This window comes from Bosea sp. BIWAKO-01 (assembly GCF_001748145.1).
Taxonomy (GTDB): Bacteria; Pseudomonadota; Alphaproteobacteria; order Rhizobiales; family Beijerinckiaceae; genus Allobosea.
On sequence record NZ_BCQA01000001.1, the window covers coordinates 1,900,216 to 1,923,106 of the forward strand.

General features: G+C 65.0%; 23 protein-coding genes. 11 read left to right on the plus strand and 12 right to left on the minus strand.

The window, feature by feature from the left end; all coding sequences use genetic code 11:
• Window positions 1-23 precede the first annotated feature (23 nt).
• Genes BIWAKO_RS08655 through BIWAKO_RS08680 form a run of 6 tightly spaced genes read right to left on the minus strand, consistent with a single transcriptional unit; the run spans window position 24 to window position 5,870 of the window.
• The gene (locus BIWAKO_RS08655; protein ID WP_069878363.1) at window positions 24-1,346 is read right to left on the minus strand and encodes a bifunctional folylpolyglutamate synthase/dihydrofolate synthase; all 1,323 of its coding nucleotides are present in this window, start codon (window positions 1,344-1,346) and stop codon (window positions 24-26) included.
• Between the two features lie 35 nt (window positions 1,347-1,381).
• Window positions 1,382-2,281 carry an acetyl-CoA carboxylase, carboxyltransferase subunit beta gene (gene accD / locus BIWAKO_RS08660; RefSeq protein ID WP_069878364.1) on the minus strand — a complete coding sequence of 300 codons (900 nt, stop codon included), beginning with the start codon at window positions 2,279-2,281 and terminating at the stop codon, window positions 1,382-1,384.
• A 37-nt stretch (window positions 2,282-2,318) separates the two neighbouring features.
• Window positions 2,319-3,164, minus strand: a complete 846-nt coding sequence (trpA, locus tag BIWAKO_RS08665) for a tryptophan synthase subunit alpha (protein ID WP_069878365.1) — start codon at window positions 3,162-3,164, stop codon at window positions 2,319-2,321.
• 40 nt (window positions 3,165-3,204) lie between these two features.
• On the minus strand, window positions 3,205-3,936 hold the full coding sequence (locus tag BIWAKO_RS08670) for an SIMPL domain-containing protein (RefSeq protein WP_069878366.1): 732 nt from the start codon (window positions 3,934-3,936) through the stop codon (window positions 3,205-3,207).
• Window positions 3,937-3,969: 33 nt separating this feature from the next.
• The gene (gene trpB, locus BIWAKO_RS08675; protein WP_069878367.1) at window positions 3,970-5,187 is read right to left on the minus strand and encodes a tryptophan synthase subunit beta; all 1,218 of its coding nucleotides are present in this window, start codon (window positions 5,185-5,187) and stop codon (window positions 3,970-3,972) included.
• Window positions 5,184-5,870, minus strand: a complete 687-nt coding sequence (locus BIWAKO_RS08680) for a phosphoribosylanthranilate isomerase (RefSeq protein ID WP_069878368.1) — start codon at window positions 5,868-5,870, stop codon at window positions 5,184-5,186. The genes trpB and BIWAKO_RS08680 overlap by 4 nt, the downstream gene beginning before the upstream one ends.
• Before the next feature lie 152 nt (window positions 5,871-6,022).
• Between BIWAKO_RS08680 and BIWAKO_RS08685 the strand changes: the two genes are divergently transcribed.
• The 5 genes from BIWAKO_RS08685 (at window position 6,023) to BIWAKO_RS08705 (ending at window position 11,480) form a co-directional block, all read left to right on the plus strand.
• On the plus strand, window positions 6,023-7,327 hold the full coding sequence (locus BIWAKO_RS08685) for a TAXI family TRAP transporter solute-binding subunit (RefSeq protein WP_069878369.1): 1,305 nt from the start codon (window positions 6,023-6,025) through the stop codon (window positions 7,325-7,327).
• Between the two features lie 83 nt (window positions 7,328-7,410).
• The gene (locus BIWAKO_RS08690) at window positions 7,411-7,716 is read left to right on the plus strand and encodes an autorepressor SdpR family transcription factor (RefSeq protein WP_069878370.1); all 306 of its coding nucleotides are present in this window, start codon (window positions 7,411-7,413) and stop codon (window positions 7,714-7,716) included.
• Window positions 7,713-8,375 (plus strand): SdpI family protein, encoded by a 663-nt coding sequence (locus BIWAKO_RS08695; RefSeq protein WP_069878371.1) that lies wholly within the window; start codon window positions 7,713-7,715, stop codon window positions 8,373-8,375. The genes BIWAKO_RS08690 and BIWAKO_RS08695 overlap by 4 nt, the downstream gene beginning before the upstream one ends.
• Window positions 8,376-8,545: 170 nt before the next feature.
• Window positions 8,546-10,369: a translational GTPase TypA gene (typA, locus tag BIWAKO_RS08700; RefSeq protein ID WP_069878372.1), complete on the plus strand. Its 1,824-nt coding sequence runs from the start codon at window positions 8,546-8,548 to the stop codon at window positions 10,367-10,369.
• Window positions 10,370-10,541: 172 nt separating this feature from the next.
• Complete coding sequence (locus BIWAKO_RS08705; RefSeq protein WP_069882287.1) at window positions 10,542-11,480, plus strand: aldo/keto reductase; 939 nt, start codon at window positions 10,542-10,544, stop codon at window positions 11,478-11,480.
• 129 nt (window positions 11,481-11,609) lie between these two features.
• Here BIWAKO_RS08705 and BIWAKO_RS08710 read toward each other — a convergent pair whose 3' ends face one another.
• The gene (locus tag BIWAKO_RS08710; protein ID WP_069878373.1) at window positions 11,610-12,275 is read right to left on the minus strand and encodes a nitroreductase family protein; all 666 of its coding nucleotides are present in this window, start codon (window positions 12,273-12,275) and stop codon (window positions 11,610-11,612) included.
• A gap of 95 nt (window positions 12,276-12,370) precedes the next feature.
• On the opposite strand from BIWAKO_RS08710, the gene polA reads away from it, so the two are divergent.
• The 5 genes from polA (at window position 12,371) to BIWAKO_RS08735 (ending at window position 19,022) form a co-directional block, all read left to right on the plus strand.
• On the plus strand, window positions 12,371-15,412 hold the full coding sequence (gene polA, locus BIWAKO_RS08715; RefSeq protein WP_069882288.1) for a DNA polymerase I: 3,042 nt from the start codon (window positions 12,371-12,373) through the stop codon (window positions 15,410-15,412).
• Window positions 15,413-15,494: 82 nt separating this feature from the next.
• Entirely contained in the window at window positions 15,495-16,628 is a 1,134-nt protein-coding gene (locus BIWAKO_RS08720; RefSeq protein ID WP_069878374.1) for an AI-2E family transporter, read from the plus strand.
• A 114-nt stretch (window positions 16,629-16,742) separates the two neighbouring features.
• Window positions 16,743-17,105: a DUF883 C-terminal domain-containing protein gene (locus BIWAKO_RS08725; RefSeq protein WP_069878375.1), complete on the plus strand. Its 363-nt coding sequence runs from the start codon at window positions 16,743-16,745 to the stop codon at window positions 17,103-17,105.
• Between the two features lie 4 nt (window positions 17,106-17,109).
• Window positions 17,110-17,535, plus strand: coding sequence for a hypothetical protein (locus BIWAKO_RS08730; protein WP_069878376.1), 426 nt, complete (start codon window positions 17,110-17,112; stop codon window positions 17,533-17,535).
• A gap of 116 nt (window positions 17,536-17,651) precedes the next feature.
• Complete coding sequence (locus BIWAKO_RS08735) at window positions 17,652-19,022, plus strand: sensor histidine kinase (RefSeq protein WP_069878377.1); 1,371 nt, start codon at window positions 17,652-17,654, stop codon at window positions 19,020-19,022.
• Between the two features lie 58 nt (window positions 19,023-19,080).
• Here the strand turns inward: BIWAKO_RS08735 and BIWAKO_RS08740 are convergent, their stop codons facing one another.
• On the minus strand, window positions 19,081-19,440 hold the full coding sequence (locus tag BIWAKO_RS08740) for a response regulator (protein WP_069878378.1): 360 nt from the start codon (window positions 19,438-19,440) through the stop codon (window positions 19,081-19,083).
• 192 nt (window positions 19,441-19,632) lie between these two features.
• Complete coding sequence (locus BIWAKO_RS08745) at window positions 19,633-20,157, minus strand: DUF992 domain-containing protein (RefSeq protein WP_069878379.1); 525 nt, start codon at window positions 20,155-20,157, stop codon at window positions 19,633-19,635.
• A gap of 120 nt (window positions 20,158-20,277) precedes the next feature.
• Here BIWAKO_RS08745 and BIWAKO_RS08750 point away from each other — a divergent pair, with 120 nt between their 5' ends.
• Window positions 20,278-20,532, plus strand: a complete 255-nt coding sequence (locus tag BIWAKO_RS08750; RefSeq protein WP_069878380.1) for a hypothetical protein — start codon at window positions 20,278-20,280, stop codon at window positions 20,530-20,532.
• Between the two features lie 15 nt (window positions 20,533-20,547).
• On the opposite strand, the gene BIWAKO_RS08755 is transcribed toward BIWAKO_RS08750, so the two are convergent.
• The 3 genes from BIWAKO_RS08755 to BIWAKO_RS08765 form a co-directional block, all read right to left on the minus strand.
• Entirely contained in the window at window positions 20,548-21,231 is a 684-nt protein-coding gene (locus BIWAKO_RS08755; protein ID WP_074471520.1) for an extensin-like domain-containing protein, read from the minus strand.
• 309 nt (window positions 21,232-21,540) lie between these two features.
• A complete protein-coding gene (locus tag BIWAKO_RS37305; protein WP_371331889.1) occupies window positions 21,541-21,879 on the minus strand; it encodes a hypothetical protein in 339 nt (112 codons plus the stop codon).
• A 180-nt stretch (window positions 21,880-22,059) separates the two neighbouring features.
• Window positions 22,060-22,851 (minus strand): response regulator, encoded by a 792-nt coding sequence (locus BIWAKO_RS08765; protein WP_069882289.1) that lies wholly within the window; start codon window positions 22,849-22,851, stop codon window positions 22,060-22,062.
• Window positions 22,852-22,891: the final 40 nt, after the last annotated feature.

The window sequence follows — 22,891 nt, forward strand, 5'->3', positions numbered from 1 at the left end:
CACTCTCCCCATCCGTGCCAGTGCTACACCGGCGGCGTACCGTTGGCCGAAAGCACTTCGCCGGCCAGATAGAGCGAGCCGCAGATCAGGATGCGCGGCGGCGCCCGCCAGGTCCGCACTGCGATCTCGCGCAGCGCGTGCTCGACGGAACCTGCGACCTCGGCATTCAACCCGGCGCCCCGCGCGAGAGCCGCAACCTCCTCGGCCGGGCGGGCGGCAAGCTGGTTGTGGATCGGCACGGCGAAGAGCGCGTGCGCGAGACCCTTGAAATGCCCGAGCGTCGCCGTTGCGTCCTTGGTCGAGAGCAATCCCGCGATCATGACGAGCGGAGCTGGATTCTTCTCCTCCAGATCGGCCATCGCCTGCGCGAGAACACGGCCGCCATCGGGATTGTGGCCGCCATCGAGCCAGAGCTCGGCGCCGGCGGGCACGAGCTCGGCGAGTTGGCCGCGCGCCAGCCTTTGCAGCCGTGCCGGCCATTCGGCATTGAGCATGCCCTGCTCGAAGACGCGGGCCGGCAGGCCGCCATATCCGGCTGCGCGCAAGGCCGCGATCGCTGTACCGGCATTGACGTGCTGATGACGCCCGGTGAGGCGCGGCAACGGCAGATCGAGCAGGCCGTCGCCATCCTCGTAGACCAGCCGTCCACCCGCCTCGTGAATGTTGAAGTCCTGCGCGCCGATCAGAATTTTCGAGGCGCCCACGCGTTCGGCCGCGGCTTCGAGCACGGCCGTCGGCTCCGGTTCCTGTGGCGCAATCACGGCCGGGGCGCCGCGTTTGAAGATGCCGGCCTTCTCGCCCGCGATCTTGGTGACGGTATCGCCGAGATACTCGGCGTGGTCCATCGAGACCGGCGTCACCACCGTGCAGGCGGGATGGGCGACGACATTCGTCGTGTCGAAGCGACCGCCGAGACCGACCTCGAGCAGCAGAACATCGGCCTTGTGCTCGGAGAAGAGCAGCATGGCGGCTGAAGTGGTGATCTCGAAGAAAGTGATCTGGTCGCCGGCATTGGCCCGCTCGCAGCGCTCCAGCGCCTCGACCAGCACGGCCTCGTCGACGAAACGACCGCCGCCCGGCTGACCGAGCCGGATGCGCTCATGAAAGCGCACCAGATGCGGAGAGGTGTAGACATGGACGCTGAGACCCGCCGCCTCGAGAATCGCCCGCATGAAGGCGATGGTCGAACCCTTGCCATTGGTGCCGGCGACATGGATCACTGGCGGCAGGCGCTTGTGCGGATCGCCGAGCCGCTCCAGCAAGGTCAGGATGCGGCCGAGCGAGAGATCGATCAGCTTGGGATGCAGCGCCAGGAAGCGCGCCAGCAACGTGTCGGAAGACCCCATGATGCGCTCGGCCCCCGGCCGTCCCGTTATCCGTGTCAGGCCGCTTCGGGGACCGGCCCGACCGGCTGCTTGGCGTCGGCTGCCCGCTCGGACTGCTTGGTCAGCAGGCGGCCGAGCCGCGCCAGCGTCGCCGGGATCTCATGGCGATGGACAACCATGTCGACCATGCCATGATCCTTGAGATATTCGGCGCGCTGGAAGCCCTCGGGCAGCTTCTCGCGGATGGTCTGCTCGATGACGCGCGGACCTGCGAAACCGATCAGGGCGCCCGGCTCGGCGATATGGACGTCGCCCAGCATCGCGTAGGACGCCGTGACGCCGCCGGTGGTCGGGTTGGTCAGAACCACGAAATAGGGCAGCCCAGCCGCGCGCAGACGCCTGATCGCGACCGTCGTCCGCGGAAGCTGCATCAGCGAGAGGATGCCCTCCTGCATGCGCGCGCCGCCGGAGGCGGCGAACACGACATAGGGGGTCTTCTTCTCAAGCGCGGTTTCGGCGCCCTTGATGAAGGCTTCGCCGGCCGCCATGCCGAGCGAGCCGCCCATGAAGTGGAAATCCTGCACGGCAATCGTCAGGGGCAGGCCCTGGACGCGGCCGAAGCCGACCTTGAAGGCATCGGCCGCGCCAGTCTTGGCGCGAGCATCCTTGAGACGGTCGACATAGCGCTTCTCGTCACGGAACTTCAGCGGATCGACAGCGACCTCCGGCAGCGGGACGTCGACCCATTTGCCCTCGTCGAAGGTCAGGCGCAGCCGGTCCTGCGCGGTGACGCGCATATGATGGTCGGAGCCCGGAATGACGAAGCCATTGGCCTCGACGTCCTTGTGGAAGACCATCTGCCCGGAATCAGGGCACTTGATCCAGAGGTTCTCGGGGCTCTCGCGCTTGAACAGCGTCTTGATGCGCGGGCGAACGACTTCGGAAATCCAGTTCATCGGATCATCCTTGAAACGTGTGACTGGAGCGGCCGGCTCAGGCCGCCTTCGAGACCGTGCGGATGCCGGCAGCCAGTTCCGCAACCAGCGAGGTGACCGCCGAAACCGTCTTTTCCGTGGCCTTGCCGTCCGCATCCAGCGAAAGGCGAACCCGCTCGACGAGCGCGGAGCCGACAACGACCCCGTCAGCGCCCTTCGCGATGGCTGCGGCATCGGCCGCGGTCTTCACGCCAAAGCCGACAGCGACCGGCAGATCGGTGTGGCGCTTGATCCGGGCCACCGCATCGCCGACCGCGTCGTAGCTTGCGATGGCGCCGCCGGTGACGCCCGTCATCGAGACATAATAGACGAAGCCAGAGGTGTTGCTGAGCACCTTCGGCAGGCGCTTGTCGTCGGTCGTCGGCGTGGCCAGACGGATGAAGCTGATACCGGCCTCAAGAGCCGGCAGGCAGAGCTCCACATCCTCTTCCGGCGGCAGGTCGACAACGATGAGCCCATCGACGCCGATCCGGCGCGCATCCTGCAGGAAGCGCTCGACGCCATAGGCCCAGATCGGATTGTAGTATCCCATCAGCACGATCGGCGTGTCATGGCCAGCCTTGCGGAAGGACTCGACCATGGCCAGCGTCTTCTTCAGCGTCTGCCCGGACTTCAAAGCCCGCTGGCCCGCGAGCTGGATCGGTACGCCGTCGGCCATCGGATCGGTGAAGGGCACGCCGAGCTCGATCACATCCGCGCCTGCCTCAGGCAGGGCGTTGAGGATCGCGCTTGCGGTCTCGAAATCCGGGTCGCCAGCGGTGACGAAGGTCACAAGCGCTGCCCGGCCTTGGGCAGCGCAAGCGGCGAAGCGGGACTGGATGCGGGTCTGGCCGGTCTCTGTCATGAGCGTGCGGTTAGCATGAAGGGGGCGGGCTGGCGAGGGCTCAGGGCGCGATCCGCCAAACCGTGCGCAGCGAACTCGTCACGGTGATCTCGCCGGGTTCGACCGAAATCGGCGCGGCGCCCGCCGCCATGCGGAAGGCACGGACATCGCCGGCAGCGCGGCCTGGAACCTCGGCCTCCGCTTCGACGATCGAGACCAGCTCCCCGACCTTGACGCCAAGCGCCGTGGCATGGAGCTCGGCGCGCGCACGCGCAGCCTCCGCCGCCTTCAGGCGCGCAGCATCCTTGGCCCTGCTCTCATCGGCCAGCCCGAAGCTGATTCCGGACATCTCGTTCGCACCGGCCTTGGCGAGCGCGTCGATCAGCGGACCGGCCTTGGCGAGATCGCGCACGGTGACGGTCAAGCCGGTGCGGGCCTCATAGCCGTCGATCGTGGCGGCGCGCGGCGGCTTCGGACCTGGAGACATGGAAGGCTGCGTCATGCGCGGCATCAGCGAGACCTGCGAGGTCATCAGATCGGCCGGGGCGATGCCCGCCGCCTTGACGGCCTCGACCAGCCTGGCCAGCGCCGGCGTGTTCTGGGCGAGAGCCTCGGCGGCCGTCTTGCCCTCGCTGACGATGCCGGCCTGCAGGATCGCGATATCGGGCCTGACCCTGACCTCGCCCTCGGTCCGGATGACGATGCCCTCGGCGGGAGCCAGTGCATTCGTGGTCTGGGCCATGACCGGGCCAGACAGAACCAGCATGGCGGCGAGCAGGATCGTCTTCTTCATCGCTTCATCCTCAGACTATCGGGCGGGCCGGCTTCACCGTCCTGCCAGAATCTCCGCAACTTGCGGAATATCCTTGTCACCACGACCGGAGAGATTGACCACCATGAGGTGATCCTTCGGCTTTTGCGGCGCAAGCTCAGCTACACGAGCAAGCGCATGTGCCGATTCCAAGGCAGGAATGATGCCTTCGAGCTTGGAGATGAGCTGGAACGCCTCCAGGGCCTCCTCGTCAGTGGCGGACAGATATTTGACCCGGCCGACATCGTTGAGCCAGGAATGCTCAGGGCCGATGCCGGGATAGTCGAGGCCGGCCGAGATCGAGTGCGCATCCTTGATCTGCCCATCATCATCCATCAGCAGATAGGTGCGGTTGCCATGCAGCACGCCGGGACGCCCGCCCGTCAGCGAGGCCGCATGCAGGCCGCTCGGGATGCCGTGCCCGGCCGCCTCGACGCCATAGATTTCGACCGCGGGATCGTCGAGGAAGGGATGGAACAGCCCCATCGCGTTCGAGCCGCCGCCGATGCAGGCGATCAGCGAATCCGGCAGGCGCCCCTCGAGCTCCTGCATCTGCTCGCGCGTTTCCCTGCCGATGATCGACTGGAAGTCGCGGACCATGGCGGGATAGGGATGCGGGCCGGCCACCGTGCCGATGCAATAGAAGGTCGTCGCGACATTGGTGACCCAGTCGCGCAGGGCCTCATTCATCGCATCCTTGAGCGTCTTGGTTCCGGATTCGACCGGCACCACGGTGGCGCCCAGCATCTGCATGCGAAAGACGTTCGGCGCCTGACGGGCAACGTCGACCGCGCCCATATAGACGATGCATTCGAGACCGTAGCGCGCGCAGAGCGTTGCGGTGGCGACGCCGTGCTGACCGGCGCCGGTCTCGGCGATGATGCGTTTCTTGCCCATGCGCCGCGCCAGCAGGATCTGGCCGAGCACATTATTGACCTTATGCGAGCCGGTGTGATTCAGCTCTTCACGCTTGAGATAGATCCTTGCGCCACCGAAATGATCCGTCAGGCGCTCAGCCAGATAGAGCGGCGACGGACGGCCGACATAGTGCTTGAGGCCGCCGGCCATCTCGGCGTGATAGGCCGGATCAGCCTTGGCGGCGTCATAGGCCTGTTCCAGTTCCAAGATCAGGGGCATTAACGTTTCGGCAACGAAACGACCACCGAACATGCCGAAACGGCCGTTCTCGTCGGGCCCGGAACGATATGTATTCGGATTGCGGGGCGCGTTCATGTCGGGCCTGCCTTCTTCAAATCCTGCGCCGCCTGACGTGCGGCGGCGATGAAATCCCTGATCCGGCCGATATCCTTGACGCCGGGCGCGCTTTCGACGCCGGACGACACATCGACCCCGGCAGGCCGGGCAATGCGGATGGCATCGGCAACATTCGCCGGATCGAGGCCGCCCGATAGCATGAAGCGCGAAGCCGGGTCGAGGCCGGAGAGGATCGTCCAGTCGAAGGGCCGGCCGTGGCCACCGGGATAGGCCGCATCCTTCGGCGGCTTGGCATCAAGCAGGATGCGGTCCGTCACGGCGAGATAAGCGGACATGGCGGCAAGGTCAGACGGAGCAGCGACACCCAGCGCCTTCATCACGCGAAGACCGGTCGCGGCCTTGAGCGCCAGCGCCTGCTCCGGTGTCTCGCTGCCATGCAGTTGAAGCCAGTCCGGCCTGAGCGCGTCCGCGAGTTCCTTTGCCCGCGCCACATCGAAATCCACGATCAGGGCCACGATCTCGGCGCGGCCGCGCGCCATCTCGGCCAGCGCCACCGCGCGAGCCATATCGACGAAGCGCGGACTCTTCGGGTGGAAGACCAGCCCGACCATGTCGGCACCGGCGGCGAGCGCCGCCGCCATCGTCTCACGCGTGGAGAGACCGCAAATCTTGACGGTGAAGGCATCGGGGCTTTGCGACATTCCCCGGCAATAGGACATCTGCCGCTGGCCCGGCAACCTCCGCGTTCCCGCGCGCCCATGCCCTCTTGCGGCGCGCCCCACTTGCGACATGATCACAAGCGAAGCCAAGCGCGTCGCGGGGGCGACGGCAGAACGGTCAGGATTGGTCCGGCATGGGGCGGCGCGGTTTCATGGCTCTGGCGGGCCTGCTGGCGATCTTCGGTGTCGCCGCTTCCGTCTTCTACGTCCTGAACCAACCTCGGACGCTCAGACTCGCCGTCGGCCCGCTCGGATCGGAAGATGCGCGCATGGCCGCAGGCTTCGTGCAGGGGCTCAGCCGCGAAAAATCCTCGATCCGACTGCGCCTGATCCTGACAGAGGGCTCCGAGGAGAGCGCCAAGCGCGTCGACAGCGGCCAGGCCGATCTCGCCATCATCCGTCCCGATATCGCGTTGCCGGAGAACGCCGACACCGCCCTGATCACCCGCCGCACCTTCCCCTTCCTGATCACCAACAAGGAAACCGCAATCGGGCGTATCGCCGATCTGCGCGGGCACAGGATTGGCGTGGTGCGTAATCCGGCAGGCAATATCGCGCTGCTCAAGCGCGTACTGGCGCAATACGAGGTCAAGCCGGAGGAGGTCGAGATCGTCGGGCTGAACTCCGAAGAGATCGTACCCGCCGCGCGCGAACGCAGGATCGATGCCTTCTTTTCGATCAACGCCGTCGGTTCGCGCATCAACAATGATGGGCTGAGCAAACTCAAATTGGCCTGGGGCGACGACCCGGTCCTCATCCCGATCAGCGCAGCCGATGCGATCACCGCACGTCACAGATCGATCGAAACCGGAGAGATCGTGCGCGGCGCGCTCGGCGGAGACCCGCCGCGCCCCTCCGAGAGCCTGACGACGATCTCCGTGACCTCACGACTGGTTGCGGCCCAAAGCCTTGACGACGCCGTCGTCGGGGATCTGGTCAAGAACCTGCTCGCCCTGCGACTGACGCTGGCGGCCGAGCTGCCCTCGATCCAGGGGCTGGAGACCCCCTCGACCGACAAGGACACACCGCTGCCGGTTCATTCCGGCGCGGCGGCCTTCATCGACGGCGACCAGGAAACCTTCTTCGAACGCTATGGCGACTGGTTCTATCTGGGCGTGATGGCGCTTTCGCTGCTTGGCACCGGCTTTGCCGGCCTGCTCAGCCATGACAGCGCGCTGCGCCGGCGCAAGGCCATGGCAGGGCTCGACCGGCTTGTCGCCATGCTCTCCGCCATCCGCTCGGAACAGGACGAGACCGCCCTCCAGAATTTCGAACGCGCGGCCGATGCGATCCTGGCCGAGGTGCTCTCGAATTTTTCGAGCGGCGATGTCGACGCCAGCGGCCTCGCCGCCTACCGGCTCGCCATGGATCAGGTCGGGCGCGCCGTAGCCGAACGCAGGCAGACCCTCCTCGACGCCGAGGGCACGCCGGCCGCGTGATCCGGCAGCTTCCAGCCCCGCCAATGCGGGCATGCGTGAGCTGGCTGCTTGCGTTTATTTCGGTAATTTCCTAAATAACAAAAATGAACATGGTCTTCAAAGCGCTCTCCGACCCCACACGCCGTGAAATCCTGCGGCTGCTGCGCGAACGGGACATGACGGCCGGAGAGATCGCGGCCCGTTTCAACCTCGCCAAACCCACCTTGTCCGGCCATTTCGCCGTCTTGCGCGAGGCGGACCTGATTCAGAGCGACAAGCTCGGCACCACCATCACCTACCGCCTGAACCTGTCCGTGCTCGAAGAGGCAATGTGCCTGTTCCTCGACCATTTCGGGCTCGCTCTCGAACCGAGGCCTCGCAAGGCCAAACCAAAGGACGCTCAATCATGATCCGCTCCACCATGACCCTGAGCCTTGCCGTCCTCGGCAGCATGCTCGCCGCTTCGGCCTTTGCGTTGATGCAGGTGTCGCCCGATGCCCGGATCGCCATTCATTTCGGGATCGATGGCCAGCCAAATGGTTTCGCCGGGCCTTGGGTGGCGTTCCTCAGCCTGCCCGCCATCGCGGGGTTCGTAACCGCATTGTTCGCGCTGCTGCCGCGCATGGAGCCCCGCGCCGGCAATCTTGCCCACTCCGGCAAGGCCTACACCGCAACATGGATCGCCGTCGTGCTCATGCTCGCTGCGTGTCACGCGCTTCTGATTGCGCACGCACTTGGGTATGCGGCGGATGTGCCACGCCTGGTGACCGCGATGCTCGGCCTGTTCCTGGTCGTCAGCGGCAATGTCGCAGCCAAGACGCGCTCGATGCTGCTATTTGGGGTGAGGACGCCGTGGACGCTTTCGGACGAGCGTGTCTGGCAGAGGACCCACAGGCTCTATGGCTGGGGTTCCGTCTGCCTCGGCCTTGCCCTCGTCGGCCTCGCGCTTGGCGCCGCGGCACCTCTGGTTCTGGCCACGGCCACGCTGCTCGGGCTTGCCGCCCTGACGGCCGCAACCTTCAGCTATTCCTATTGGGTCTGGCGGCAATTGCAGACCACTGCCCGCTGAGATTCATGCGCCAGCGCTGCCCCTGTTGCCGGGCAGCTGTCGATCAAGGTTGCCCAAACGCCCTCTAGCGTTTATGTGCAGCGCAACGAATTCCAGAATCCCATACGAAAGTGAACTGCGCCGGCCGGGCTTTCCGCGCCGGCTCGCGGTCCTGAAAAGGTACCCCACGCATGTCCATGCGCAATATCGCCATCATCGCCCACGTCGATCATGGCAAGACGACTCTGGTCGACAAGCTGCTCCAGCAGTCGGGTACCTATCGCGAAAACCAGCGCGTGATCGAGCGCGTGATGGATTCCAACGAGCTCGAAAAGGAGCGCGGCATCACGATCCTTGCCAAGGCCACTTCCGTGGTCTGGAAGGATACGCGCATCAACATCGTCGACACTCCAGGCCACGCCGATTTCGGCGGCGAGGTCGAGCGCATCCTGAACATGGTCGACTCTGCCATCGTGCTGGTCGATGCGGCTGAAGGCCCGATGCCGCAGACCAAGTTCGTCGTCTCCAAGGCATTGAAGCTTGGCCTGCGTCCGATCGTGGCGATCAACAAGGTCGACAAGCCCGACGCCCGCGTCCAGGAAGTCATCAACGAGGTCTTCGATCTCTTCGCCGCGCTCGATGCCAATGACGAGCAGCTCGATTTCCCGATCCTCTACGGGTCGGGCAAGCAGGGTTGGATGGCGCATGATCCGGCCGGTCCGCAGGACCAGGGCCTGGCCCCGATGTACGACCTGATCCTCAGCCATGTGCCCGAGCCGCGCATCGAGGAAGGCCCGTTCCGGATGCTCGGCACGCTGCTCGAGGCCAACCCCTATCTCGGCCGCATCATCACCGGCCGCGTCGTCTCCGGCACAGCCAAGCCGAACCAGACCATCAAGGTGCTGTCGGGCGACGGCACCCTCGTCGAGACCGGCCGGATCAGCAAGATCCTGGCCTTCCGCGGCCTCGAGCGCACGCCGATCGAGGAGGCCATTCCCGGCGACATCGTCTCGATCGCCGGCCTGGTGAAGGGCTCGGTCGCCGACACCTTCTGCGATCCGTCGGTCGAGACCGCGATCAAGGCGCAGCCGATCGACCCGCCGACCGTCTCGATGACCTTCATGGTCAACGACTCGCCGCTGGCCGGCACCGAGGGCGACAAGGTCACCACCCGCGTCATCCGTGACCGGCTCCTGAAGGAGGCCGAGGGCAATGTCGCGCTCAAGGTCGAGGAAGCCACCGACAAGGACAGCTATATCGTCTCCGGCCGCGGCGAATTGCAGCTTGCCATCCTGATCGAGCAGATGCGCCGCGAGGGCTTCGAGCTCGGCGTCTCGCGCCCCCGCGTCGTGCTGAAGCGCGGCGAGGACGGCCAGCTGCTCGAGCCGATCGAAGAGGTCGTGATCGACGTCGACGAGGAGCATTCCGGCGTCGTCGTGCAGAAGATGTCCGAGCGCAAGGCCGACATGCTGGAGATGCGGCCTTCGGGCGGCAATCGCCTGCGTCTGGTCTTCCACGCTCCGACCCGCGGCCTGATCGGCTATCAGGGCGAGTTGCTCACCGACACGCGCGGCACCGCCATCATGAACCGGCTGTTCCATGACTACCTGCCCTACAAGGGCGAGATCGGCGGGCGCCGCAACGGCGTGCTGATCGCGATGGAGACCGGCGAGGCCGTGGCCTATGCACTGTGGAACCTCGAGGATCGCGGCCCGATGATGATCGAGCCCGGCTGGAAGGTCTATCAGGGCATGATCGTCGGCGAGCACACCCGCGAGAACGATCTCGAGGTGAACGTGCTCAAGGGCAAGAAGCTCACCAACATCCGCACCACCTCGAAGGACGAGGCCGTGCGCCTGACGCCGCCGATCCGGATGACGCTGGAGCGTTCGCTCGCCTGGATCGACGACGACGAGCTGGTCGAAGTGACGCCGAAGTCGATCCGCCTGCGCAAGGGCGTGCTCGACCCGAACGAGCGCAAGCGCTCGCAGAAGCAGAAGGAAGCGGTGGCGTAACGGCTACTGCAGGATGGCCGGGCCCCTCGCCCGGCCATTTTCGTTGTGAACGACCTGGCATCTGCGGGCTTCTGCGAGCCTGCGCCTCGCGCAGCCCGCGAATGACGATAGCGGCGATTGCCACGCCGCCTTGGCTCTGATCCTCTGCCGCCCTCTCTGGGAGGATCACATCATGCTTACCCGCAATCTCGGCCGTACCGGCCTGCGCGTTTCGCTCGTCGGCCTCGGCTGCAACAATTTCGGCGGCCGGATCGATCTTGAGGCGGCCCGCAAGGTCGTCGACAAGGCGATCGAGAGCGGCATCACCCTGTTCGACACGGCCGACATCTATGGTGCGCGCGGCGGTTCGGAGACGGCTCTCGGCGAACTCCTGGGCGCACGCCGCAAGGACATCGTGCTGGCGACCAAGTTCGGCATGGACATGGACGCCGAGGGCATCAAGAAGGGCGGCTCGCGGCGCTATATCGTGGAGGCCGTCGAGGCTTCGCTGAAGCGGCTGAAGACGGACTGGATCGACCTCTACCAGATCCACCGGCCGGACCCGCTGACCCCCATCGAGGAAACGCTGCGCACGCTCGAGGACCTGATCCGGCAGGGCAAGGTGCGCTATATCGGCTGCTCGAACCTGCCGAGCTGGCAGGTCGCCGATGCCTACTGGACGGCGCGCAACCATGGCATCGAGGGCTTTGCCTCCTGCCAGGACGAGTACAGCCTGTTGGTGCGCGGCGCGGAAAGGGAGCTGATTCCGGCTGCCCGCCATTTTGGCATGGGCCTCCTGCCGTATTTCCCGCTCGCGAACGGCCTGCTCACCGGCAAGTACAAGCGCAATCAGCCAATGCCGGACGGCGCGCGCATGACGCGTGAGGCCCAGCGCGCCAACGAAGTCCTGACCGAGGCGAACTGGCAGAAGACCGAGAAGCTCTCCGCCTTCTGCGAGAAGCACGGCAAGACGATGGTCGAGCTGGCCTTCTCCTGGCTGGCGGCTCAGCCGGTCGTTTCCAGCGTCATCGCGGGCGCCACCAGGCCCGAGCAGATCGAAGCCAATGTGAAGGCTGCGAGCTGGACGCTCAACGCCGATGAACTGGCTGAGATCGACGCGATCACCGCGTAAGCCGGCGGGGCCCCTGGCCCCTGATAGGACCCGTCATGACCAGGTCCGCCCCGACCGTGCGCGCCCTCGCCACCCGAGGCTCGTGTTCAGGAGCCTGATGCTCGCCACAGCGGCGAGCATCAGGCTCTCTCAAAGGAAACTCGCGATCTCCTCCAGCGGCTTCTTGCCGATCGCGGGAACGACGCAGTCATCTGCGGGATAGCCGACGACGAGCAGGATCAGCGCCTTCTCGTTATCCGGCCGCCCGCAGATCTCGTTCAGGAAATTCATCGGCGCCGGCGTATGGGTCAGGGTCGCGAGCCCGGCATCGTGCAGCGCCGCAATCAGGAAGCCGGTCGCGATGCCGACCGATTCGGGCACGTAATAGTGCTTCACCTTGCGGCCCTGCGCATCATAACCCCAGCGGTGCGCAAAGATTGCGATCAGCCAGGGTGCCCTTTCGAGGAAGGGCTTGTTGTCGTCGGTGCCGAGATGGGCAAGCGCTCCGAGCCATTCCTCGCCGGCCCGACCGGCATAGAAGGCACGCTCCTCCTCTTCCGCCCCCTCTCGGATCAGCTTCTTGCGCTCCGGATCGGAGATGCAGACGAAGGTCCAGGGCTGCTGGTTCGCACCGGACGGAGCGGTTCCGGCGGCCCGAACCGCCGTCTCGATCAGTTCGCGCGGAACCGGCCGCTGCGAATAGTCGCGCACCGTGCGGCGCTTGCGCATGCGGGCAAGGAAGGCCTCGGCGCGCCCCTGCATCTGGTCCTCGGGAACACCCTCGAAAACCAGAGGCATGGTGACGTAGGGACTCATGACGTTTCGCTCCTGACGTGTTTTGGCGCAGCTTGCTGCGAATCGCGCCTCTGATGCAATGGACCCGGCCGCGTCGCCCGCATAAGGTCCGCGCCATGAGCACGACCGCACCAGACCTCAAGCCCGGCGACCATCTCTTTCTCGTCGACGGCTCGAACTTCATCTTCCGCGCCTATTTCCAGTCGATCAATCAGGACCGGAAGTATCTTTCGCGCTCGGATGGACTGCCCTCCGGCGCAGTGAGGCTGTTTGCGACGAAGCTCTTCCAGTTCGTGCGCGAGGGCGTGCTCGGCGTGAAGCCGACCCACCTCGCCATCGTCTTCGACAAGACGGAAAACTCGTTCCGCAAGGCCCTCTACCCGGCCTATAAGGGCAATCGCTCCGAGCCCCCGGCCGACTTGATTCCGCAGTTCCCGCTGATGCGAGAGGCGGTCCGTGCCTTCGGCCTGATTCCGGTCGAGCAGGATGTCTATGAGGCCGACGACCTGATCGCGACCTATGCCAAGCAGGCGCGCGAGGCTGGGGCCGACGTGCTGATCGTCTCGGCCGACAAGGATCTGATGCAGCTCGTGCGGCCGGGCGTCGCCATGTACGACCCTGCCTCCGGCGACGCATCGAAGGGCAAGGGCTTTCGTGCCGAGCGCAAGATCGGCGAGCCCGAGGTGGTCGAGTATTTCGGCGTGACGCCCGACAAGGTCGTCGACGTGCAGGCGCTTGCCGGCGATGCGACCGACAATGTGCCAGGCGCGCCCGGGATCGGCATCAAGACCGCTGCCCAGCTCATCGGCGAGTTCGGCGATCTGGAGACGCTGCTGGCGCGCGCCGGCGAGATCAAGCAGCCGAAGCGCCGGGAGACGCTGACCAATCCCGAGGTGGTCGAGAAGGTCCGGATCTCGCACAAGCTCGTCACCCTGGTCGACGATGTCGCGGTCGAGACTCCGCTTGCCGACCTGACGCTGAACCAGCCAGATCCGGCCAGACTGGTCGCCTTCCTCAAGGCGATGGAGTTCACCACCATCACCAAGCGCGTTGCCGAGGCCTACGAGGTCGATGTCGCGGCAGTCGACCCCGACCCGGCGCTCGCACCCGGCGGATCGCGTGCAGCCGAGCTCAAGGCGCTCTATGCCGGTACGGACGGACCGGCCGGTGAGGCGATCGTCGCCACGACCAGCGCAACGGTCGCGGCTCCAAGCTCGGCGCAGGCGCCCATTGCGGCGGCATCCGCGACAGATGGCTGGATGAAGCCGGCCGATCTCGTGGCGCAGCGGCGCGACGAGGTCGTGAAGCTGCCGATCGACCGCTCGACCTATGAATGCGTGCGCACGCTCGCCGATCTCCAGCGCTGGATCGCTTGGTCCTATGAGGCCGGCCAGGTCGCGCTCGACACCGAGACGAACTCGCTCGACGCGATGCAGGCCGATCTCGTCGGCATCTCGCTCGCCGTCGCGCCAGGCCGCGCCTGCTACATCCCGTTGCAGCATCGCGGCGGCACCGACCTGTTCGGCGGTGGTATGCTGGAGGGCCAGATTCTCGTCGCCGACGCAGTCGCGGCGCTGAAACCGCTGCTTGCCGATAGCGGCGTGCTGAAGATCGGCCAGAACCTGAAATACGACCTGCTCGTCCTGCAGCGTCACGGGCTCGCCGTGTCCCCGATCGAGGACACGATGCTGATCTCCTATGCGCTCGATGCCGGCAATAACAGCCACGGCATGGACAAGCTCTCGGAGCTGCATCTTGGCCACGAGACCATCCCCTATTCGCAGGTCGCGGGCACCGGCAAGGCACAGGTGACCTTCGACAAGATCGACCTGGAAAAGGCGACCGCCTATGCGGCCGAGGATGCCGACGTCACCTTGCGGCTCTGGCGCGCGCTCCGGCCCCGGCTGTCAGCCGAAAGCAAGACCACTGTCTATGAGACGCTCGAGCGCCCCCTGGTCGCCGTTCTCGCCCGCATGGAAAGCCGCGGCATCGCCATCGACCGGCAGATCCTGTCGCGGCTCTCGGGCGACTTCGCGCAGGGGCTCGCGCGGCTCGAGGATGAGATCTACGAGATCGCCGGGGAGAAGTTCACGATCGGCAGTCCCAAGCAGCTCGGTGACATCCTGTTCGGTAAGATGGGACTCGCCGGCGCCAAGAAGACCGCGACCGGACAATGGGCGACCGGCGCCGGCGTGCTCGAAGATCTCGCAGAGCAGGGCCACCCGCTGCCGTCGAAGATCCTGGAATGGCGCCAGCTCGCCAAGCTGAAATCGACCTATACCGATTCACTGCCGGCCTATGTGAACCCGGCGACCAACCGGGTGCACACGTCCTATGCCCTGGCCGCGACGACGACGGGGCGGCTCTCCTCCTCTGAGCCCAATCTTCAGAACATCCCGATCCGCACCGAAGCGGGTCGCAAGATCCGCACGGCCTTCATTCCGGAAAAGGGTCACAAACTGATCTCGGCCGACTACAGCCAGATCGAACTGCGCCTTCTCGCCCATATCGCGGACATACCGCAACTCCGGCAGGCCTTTGCCGACGGCATCGACATCCACGCCATGACCGCGTCGGAAATGTTTGGCGTGCCGGTCGCGGGCATGCCGAGCGAGGTGCGCAGGCGCGCCAAGGCGATCAATTTCGGCATCATCTACGGCATCTCGGCCTTCGGCCTCGCCAATCAGCTCGGCATCGGGCGCGAGGAAGCGGGCGCCTATATCCGCAAGTATTTCGAGCGCTTCCCCGGCATCCGCGACTATATGGATCAGACCAAGACTGCGGTCAGGGCGAACGGGCATGTCACCACGATCTTCGGCCGCGTCTGCCATTTCCCGGCCGTCGGCTCGAAGAACCCGTCCGAGCGCGCCTTTGTCGAGCGTCAGGCGATCAACGCACCGATCCAGGGCTCGGCGGCCGACATCATCCGCCGTGCCATGATCCGGATGGAAGGAGCCTTGACTGAGGCCAGGCTCGATGCCCGCATGCTGCTGCAGGTGCATGACGAACTCGTTTTCGAAGTGCCGGACGCTCAGGTCGAGGCAACCCTGCCCGTGATCACCAAGGTGATGGTCGAGGCGCCGCACCCGGCAGTACAGCTGCGCGTGCCGCTCCAGGTCGATGCGCGCGCGGCCGGCAATTGGGACGAGGCACACTGACCGCGGGCAAGACCGGGAACCAGAGCGGCAGTACTGACGTTATCGTTCCGTCGTGCCTCGGGGGGCGCGGGGGTAACGCATCATGCTCAGCACGTCGGCCTGGAGGCCTTTTCCGCGCTATATGGCGGAGCCTGAGGTCGTTGAGGACGAGAGCGGCAGCACCGTCACGCCTTACGAGCATGACCTGATCCTGCGTTACGCCATCATCGGCATCTTCGTGATCCTGGCCACTGCGGCACTCTCCATCACCAAGGTCATTGCCTTGCCCGTCACCGCTGGGGTGATCTTCGGCCTCGTGCTCGGCCCGGTCGTCGACTGGCTGGTGCGCCGTGGCGTGCCGCAGCTCCTCGCTGCTTTTATCGTGGTCCTTGTCGGCGTGTTGCTCCTGATCGGTGCCCTGACAGTGCTGGCAGTGCCGATCGCAACCTGGAGCGATCAGTTTCCGGCCATGCTGGCCGCGCTCCGCTCGAAACTGGCCGGCGTCCTTGTCTTCATGGACGAATTCAAGAAGATGGCAGCCAGCCTCTCCGGCAAGAGCGGCGTGGAACTGAATGTCTCGCAAGGCAATCCGCTTTTCGATATCGCGCTCGGCTCCTCCACTGCCGCCGGCGGGCTGCTGATCTTCGTGGCGACGGTATATTTCTGGCTGGCGACCCGCCGAATTTTCAAGGCGCGCGTCCTCAGGCTCTGCCTCGGCCATGGCGCGCGCCGGTCCGCCGGATCCTTCTTCGAGGAGATCGAAGTGCGGGTCGCCCGCTATTTCGGCCTCGTCACGCTGATCAATCTCGGCATGGGCCTGGCCGCGATGGCGATCGCCTGGCTCGCCGGACTCCCCTTTCCGGTGTTCTGGGGTGCACTCGCCTTCCTCCTCAACTATCTCGCCTTCATTGGCCCGATCATCGTCACAGTGATGCTGTTTGCCGGCGCCCTGCTCGATGCGCCTTCGCTCGTCAGCGCGGCCTGGCCGGCAGCCACCTATTTCGTGATCCACCTTCTCGAGGGGAACGCGGTCACCCCTGTCTTCGTTGGCCGCACGCTGACGGTGTCGCCCTTCCTGGTCTTCATCGGCTTCATCTTCTGGCTCTGGCTCTGGGGGCCGGTGGGCGCAGTGCTCTCGACTCCGATCCTCCTCGTTGCCATGGTGGCGCAAGAGGAGTTCGCGCGGTATCGCAAGACGCAGCTTGACGACGCTGGCGAGGAGACCAAGCCGGCTTAACGGCCGGACTGATCACCGAGCATTTCGCGGAACCGGAGCGATGATGGCGCGTTGCCACCATGACGCGTCGATTTCTCGACGGAACCGGTTTTCCAGACATAGGGAACGACAGACATGGCCAAGACCGCCACTTCCGCGAAGCGTCAGGCGGAGACCTCCGTCAAGAGCGCCGGGGATGAGATCGCAGCCGGCGCCGACGACATCGCCAAGCGTGCGGCTACAGCCGGGCGCCGCGTTCGCGGCGAAGCCGAGAATGTCGAAGAGAGCCTGTCGCGCAGTGCCGAGGATCTCGCGGCGACGGTGAGTGAGAAGCTCAGGGCCGTCGGGGTCGATACGGATAAGATGGTCGACGTCGCCAAGGAGCAGGCGACCGAATTGCAGCGCCTGATCGTCGCGGAAATCCAGGAGCGCCCGTTGCGCGCGCTTGGCGTAGCCGCAGCGGTGGGTCTGTTCGTCGGCTTCCTTTCGGCGCGCTGAGATCATGATCGGGGGGCTGGGAGAGCTTCTGGCGTCGGAAATCCGCGGCAGGGTGAAGCGCAATATCGTCGTCTACAGCCTGTACGGGTTGGCGGCCCTGCTAATGATCTGCGCCGTCGGCTTCGCGCTCGGCGCGCTGCATGCGGTGCTGGAGCTGCATTACGGCAAGGTCCAGGCGAGCCTGATCATCGCCGGCGGACTGGTTATTGCCGGTCTGCTGGTCTTCGCGATCGCGGCTTTCATCAACAGCCGTCGCCGGCCGCCCCCTCCCTACGCTGCAACCGCCCTGGCCGCCGCCCCGATCGCAGCCTCGCTGCTGAGCTCTCGCAAGAAGTGGAGCACCGTTCTCGTCGGCGGCGTGGTGATCCTGGGCGCGATCCTCGGACGTCAGCTTTTCAAGGGGGACGATGGCGCCGAGGGCGAGAGCTAAAACCTCGCTCCGGAGCCTCGTCGCGGCGCCCTCATAGGCGCCGAGCGCCGCCGAGCATGGACGAATCCTGTCTTTTTACATAGGGATTGTGACTTCGGTCGGCTATCACGGTGTCCATGTCCGCCCAAGCAAGGCCGCAAGGCCCGATCTTTCTATCGCCATTACCGACGCTGGCCCGGCGGCTGCGCTCCGCGACAACCACCATTGCTGCCATCACCGTCGTCGGGGTTGCGATCATCCTGGCGGCCTGGATCAATTCGCAAGCGATTGAAACCTCGCGCGAGGTGGCTCACTCGGTCGAGATTCGCGAACAGGCCGAACGCCTGCTCGGGCACATGCGGGATGCTGAAACCGGACAGCGCGGCTATCTGCTGACGGGTACGACACCCTACCTTGCCCCCTATACCTCTGGCCGCGCAGCCGCTCCGTCCGACCTTGAGGCGCTTGAGCGCCTCGTCTCCGACGATAAGCAGCAGAGCGAGCGGGTGGCCCTGGTGCGCGCCCAGATGGCCCGCAAATTCGAGGAACTCGAGGCAGCGATAGCGCTTGCTCGCGAAGGCCGGCAGGCTGAGGCGCTGGCGCAAATCCGCGACGGGTACGGCATTGCGGCGATGGACGAACTGCGCGGGACGATCCAGCAGATCCAGCTCGCCGAGAACATCAAGCTGGTCGCCTTGAGCAGCCGCGAGGAGCGCCGCCGGCTCTGGGCCAGTATCGGAATCGTGGTGGCGCTGGCAGGGCTCGCATTCGCCGCATGGCTGCAGGTCCGCACGCGCCAGCGCCGCTCTGCAGCGCTTGCGATGACCAATGCGGAACTCGAACAGATCGTCAGTGAGCGCACGCAGCAGCTCGAAGGGGAGCGATTGCGCATCGAGGCGCTTCTGCGTGACGTCAACCATCGCGTCGGCAACAACCTCGCCATGGTTTCCGCACTGCTCAATGTGCAGAGCCGGCAGACGCGTGAGCCGGCGGTGAAAACGGCCCTCGCCCAGGCGCAATCGCGCATCCAGGCGATCGCCGCCGGACAGCGCCGGCTGCGTCTCGACATCGAGACCGATGAGATCGACGCCCGCCCCTATATGGAGGACCTACTGGACGAGATCGGCAAGGCGGCCGAGGGTCGACCGATCTCGATCGATCTCGATATGGATTCGATCCGGCTGCCCGGGCGCGACGCGGTTTCCTTCGTAGTGATCGTCAACGAACTCGTCACCAACGCGATCAAGCATGCCTTTCCCGGGAACATGACCGGGCGGGTCGTCATTCGCTTCGGCAGAGGTGACGGTACCGAAGCCCCGACACTCGTCCTGACGATCGAAGATGACGGCGTCGGAATGCCGCCCCAGACCGAGGTCAAGGGGCTGGGTCAGACGGTCATTGCGAGCCTGCTACGAAGCATGCGGGCGACCATGGATGTCGCCGCCCGCACCCCGGGCACAGAGCGTCCTGGAACCCGGGTCACGCTGATATTCCCCAAGAGAGGCTGAGCGCAGAGTGAACTGAGCCAACCGCGCGAGCTGCCCTGGACGCAGCCGCAGGGTGCCGTCAGTTCGCCTTCAATGCTCGCGATACGAAGCTGGCAATCTCGCGCGTCGAGAATGGCTTGCGCAGAAAGCGCACCTGGCGCAGCGCGTCGGGCACATCGCCCGGCGTCGCACCGGACACGAACGCGATCGGCGTCCCCTTGCTGAGCAGGCTCTTGGCAACGTCGAACGTCTTGCCGCCGACGACGTCGATGTCCAGCAATGCGCAGGAAACCGGCGAGCCGATGGCGCGCCGAGCCTCCTCGACGGAACCGACAATGATGAGTTCGGCATCCTCGCCGAGCTTATCCATCACGGCATACTCGATATCCATCGCGATGAACGGGTCGTCCTCGACGATCAGGATGCGGATCTGGCTCATCAATCCCGCGTCCTTTCTCGACCAGCCATGGAACTTTCGCCTCTGTCTGAAGAACGCGGCGAAGCATGGCGTTGTTCCGGCACACGGGACGCACCGCGACGGAAAGCTCCAAATTGAGCTAAACATGCGGCAAGAAGGTTATCGAAGCGTAACCCTCTGCAGAGCCTCTCCGTCTTCAGCAGTTGCGAGACGTCAGCGGCGCCCACGCGGCGGGGGAGAAGACGATGACGGCGCGAGCGTAAGCTCGAGACCGGTTACGCCGACGGCGACATTGAAGCCGCGAAGGGTCTGAAGTGAGAGAGGCTGCAGCGTGACATCCTTCTCGACGCCGCCGATGAGCATGTTCACCGATCCTCCCGTCCCCGCCGAAGCGCCAGCGCTCGCACCGACATAGGTGCCCGCCAAAGCTCCCAGAGGAGCTCGTGCATAAGGACCGAAGACACGCCAGCCCATGCTGCTGCGCTTGAACGAGCCGACATCGAGCCCGAAGCTGCGCACAACGCCGGTATAGCGCTGCACGGGGCCCCGGCGCGGCGTAAAACGGCACTCCATGGGCTTCTGCGATGTCACGATAAGGCTGAGTGCGCCGCCGACATGGCAACTCAGCCGACCTGCCGGGGCCCCGCTCTGTGCGTTCGCAGCCGTGGTTGTAAGCGCGCTCAAGGCGGCAACGCAGAACGCGGTTGCGGCGACAATTTTGGCAGGCCGATGGATCATGACGAATCTCCTGACAACATGGTTACCAAAAAATGCCGCAATAGCTCCACAGTTCCCAATCAGTCTGGAACCTAGGCAGGAGCGTTGCGTTCCAATTCCGCCCCTGGACGGAAACGTGAGATGTTCACTCGTATTAGCCCTCCTCTGCAAGCGACGCTGATCCCGACAGGCAGCGAGCCGGACCGGCTTCCTCCCTTTTGGGAACTTGAGGATCTGATTGCGTCGGGATTAGACCAAAGCACGGCGCTCGATATTCTCGCGCTGCGCCGCGCGCAGGCCGAGACCGGCCGGGTCCCGGTGGCCCTGTTTCGCCCAAGCGATCCCTGGCGGCTCACCCGCGTCGAACTCGACGAGATCTCTGACAACGTCGCTTGAGCGACGGCGCAGACCTCATTGGCAGAAGCGCGCCGCCGCTGAGCGGCGCGGCTGAATATCGACATGAAGATGATTGGCATGGGCGGCGTCCGAGCCCGGGCCTAGGCTGGTCGCGAAAGCCCCACACGCCGATTGCCTCACCGACTTCAAAAAGCGATCCTGAGCCAATCCTGCCGGCTTCTCGACCACGACACGAACACCGCCCGACCGTTCCTCGCCCATGACAAAGGCGAAGATATCGAGCGCCTGTCCCGTCGCATGCTCACTGACCGGGCCGGCCGTCGAGCGATTGCGCCGACGACACTCATAGCCACCTCCAACCTGAAGACGCGAGAGATCCCGCCCAAAATGCCCTCGGGCGAGGGGCTGGACGGTATCGTCAAGCCACTGCGAAACCGTCGTCGCCATGGCACAGCTGATCGTGACCGGCGGCGCGAAGACAACTGTCCCCGGCCCGTCGCTCGCACGGTATGCAAGCGCCTCCACGACGACCGGCTCCTGCACCCGGCAGGCCGGGTCCGTTGCCCGGTATTGCCTAGCATCGGGCTGACGAATGCGATTGCCCGCGATCGCTGCCAATGCCCGCATGCAGGCGCCTTCTCCGGGCAGAGTAGAGGTGACGGGCGGCTGCGGTTCGACCGGCTTCACAGGCGACTGTTCCGCGGGGGCCGGCACGGAGGGCAGCGCTGGTGAAGGCATAGCCAAATCCCGAGGGCGCGGCGGCGGCAAAGCAACGGGCCCGGGGCGCATCTCCGTCTGAGTTCGTGGAGCCGGCTCGGCCTTGGAAGGCGTGCCAAGGGGCAGCATGGCGGCCACCGCGCCGATGCAGCATACCCGCACCATGCCCCTGGTCGTCATCGCAGCATTCCCTCCTTCATTCAGGCCCCCGTCACGATTTCAGAAGGGAGCGAAAGCGGTGCAACGACGAGAAGGACAGCCAGAGTCATCTGAGCGCTGGTTCATACGTAGCTGCTAAATAAAACGGATGCGTCCGTCGCGTCCGGAAAGTTATCGAGCAGCATCAGCCTTGTCGTTCTCGGCGCCCTTCAAATTTCGGAACGCACATGAGGCAACGCAGGATGCGTAAGACTTGTTCCATTCATTACTCATCTTCTCCGGGCCACCGAGTCGGAACTTTTTCTGCGGCAGAACCGTTGCTTCAACGATGTGTGTTGAATTCTGAGGTTTCTCGATGTCCGGGTGGGCCGTGACATTCCTGATCGCAGCGCTTGTTGCGGCGATGCTGGCTTTTGGCGGTGTGCCGGGGCTGGCGACGATGGCCGCAAGGATCGTCTTCTTCGCTGCGCTCGCCGCAGCGGCGATCACCGGCTTGATTGCAATAACCAAGAGGCGGCGGTCGTGAGCCGGCCACGCGCCAGGAGAGATGTCATGAAATGGATTGCGCCGATGATCGTCGCCGTGCCGTTTCCGGCACTTCTGATCGTCTATTTTCTCGGCTGGTAAGACGCACGAGAAAGGGCCCGTTGCGCCCTGACGCCACGGACCCCGATATCATACTGACCTGTATCAGGCAGCCTTGCGACCCGCGCGCCGGTCAAAGAACAGCGCCTGACTGATCGCCGCCTTCACCGCTTCCGGCTGGAACGGCTTGGTGATCAGGAAGGCAGGCTCGGGCCGGTCTCCGGTCAGCAGGCGTTCCGGATAGGCCGTGATGAAGATCACCGGGACGTCGATCGCGCTCAGGATCTCGTTGACGGCTTCGAGGCCGGAACTACCGTCAGCGAGTTGGATATCGGCGAGCACCAGGCCCGGCCGCTTCTTCGCGACAGATGCGATCGCCTCGCGATGGGTCCGGGCGACACCGGTCACCGTATGTCCAAGCTCTTCGACCATCGTTTCGATATCGAGAGCGATGATGGGCTCGTCTTCGATGATCAGCACGTCGGTGGCCACCTGATCGGCGATTTCCTGTCCCGCGACCTGCACGAGATTTGCCACTTCCGCCGCGGAGACCTCCATGATCGCAGCCACCTCATCGAGCGAAAAGCCCTCGACGGTGCGCAGCAGGAAAGCCTGCCGTGGACGCGGCGTCAGCGCACTGAGATTGCGCTCGGCCGATGAGCGCTCCACACCGCCCGAAGACTGGTTGTTGATACCGACCGACGACCAGAGCTTCAGGAAAATCCTGTACAGCCCAGTGCGGGCATCGACGTCGCGCGGAAAGGAATTTGGATCGACGACGAGCGCTTCGAGCATTTCAACGACATAGGCATCGCCACTCGCCTGCGTGCCGTTCAGAGCTCGCGCAAAGCGGCGCAGATAGGGCAGATGCGGGGCAATTTCCTTCGCAATCGACATTGATTGGTCCTTCTTCAACTTGCCGAAAGTGAGCACCCGC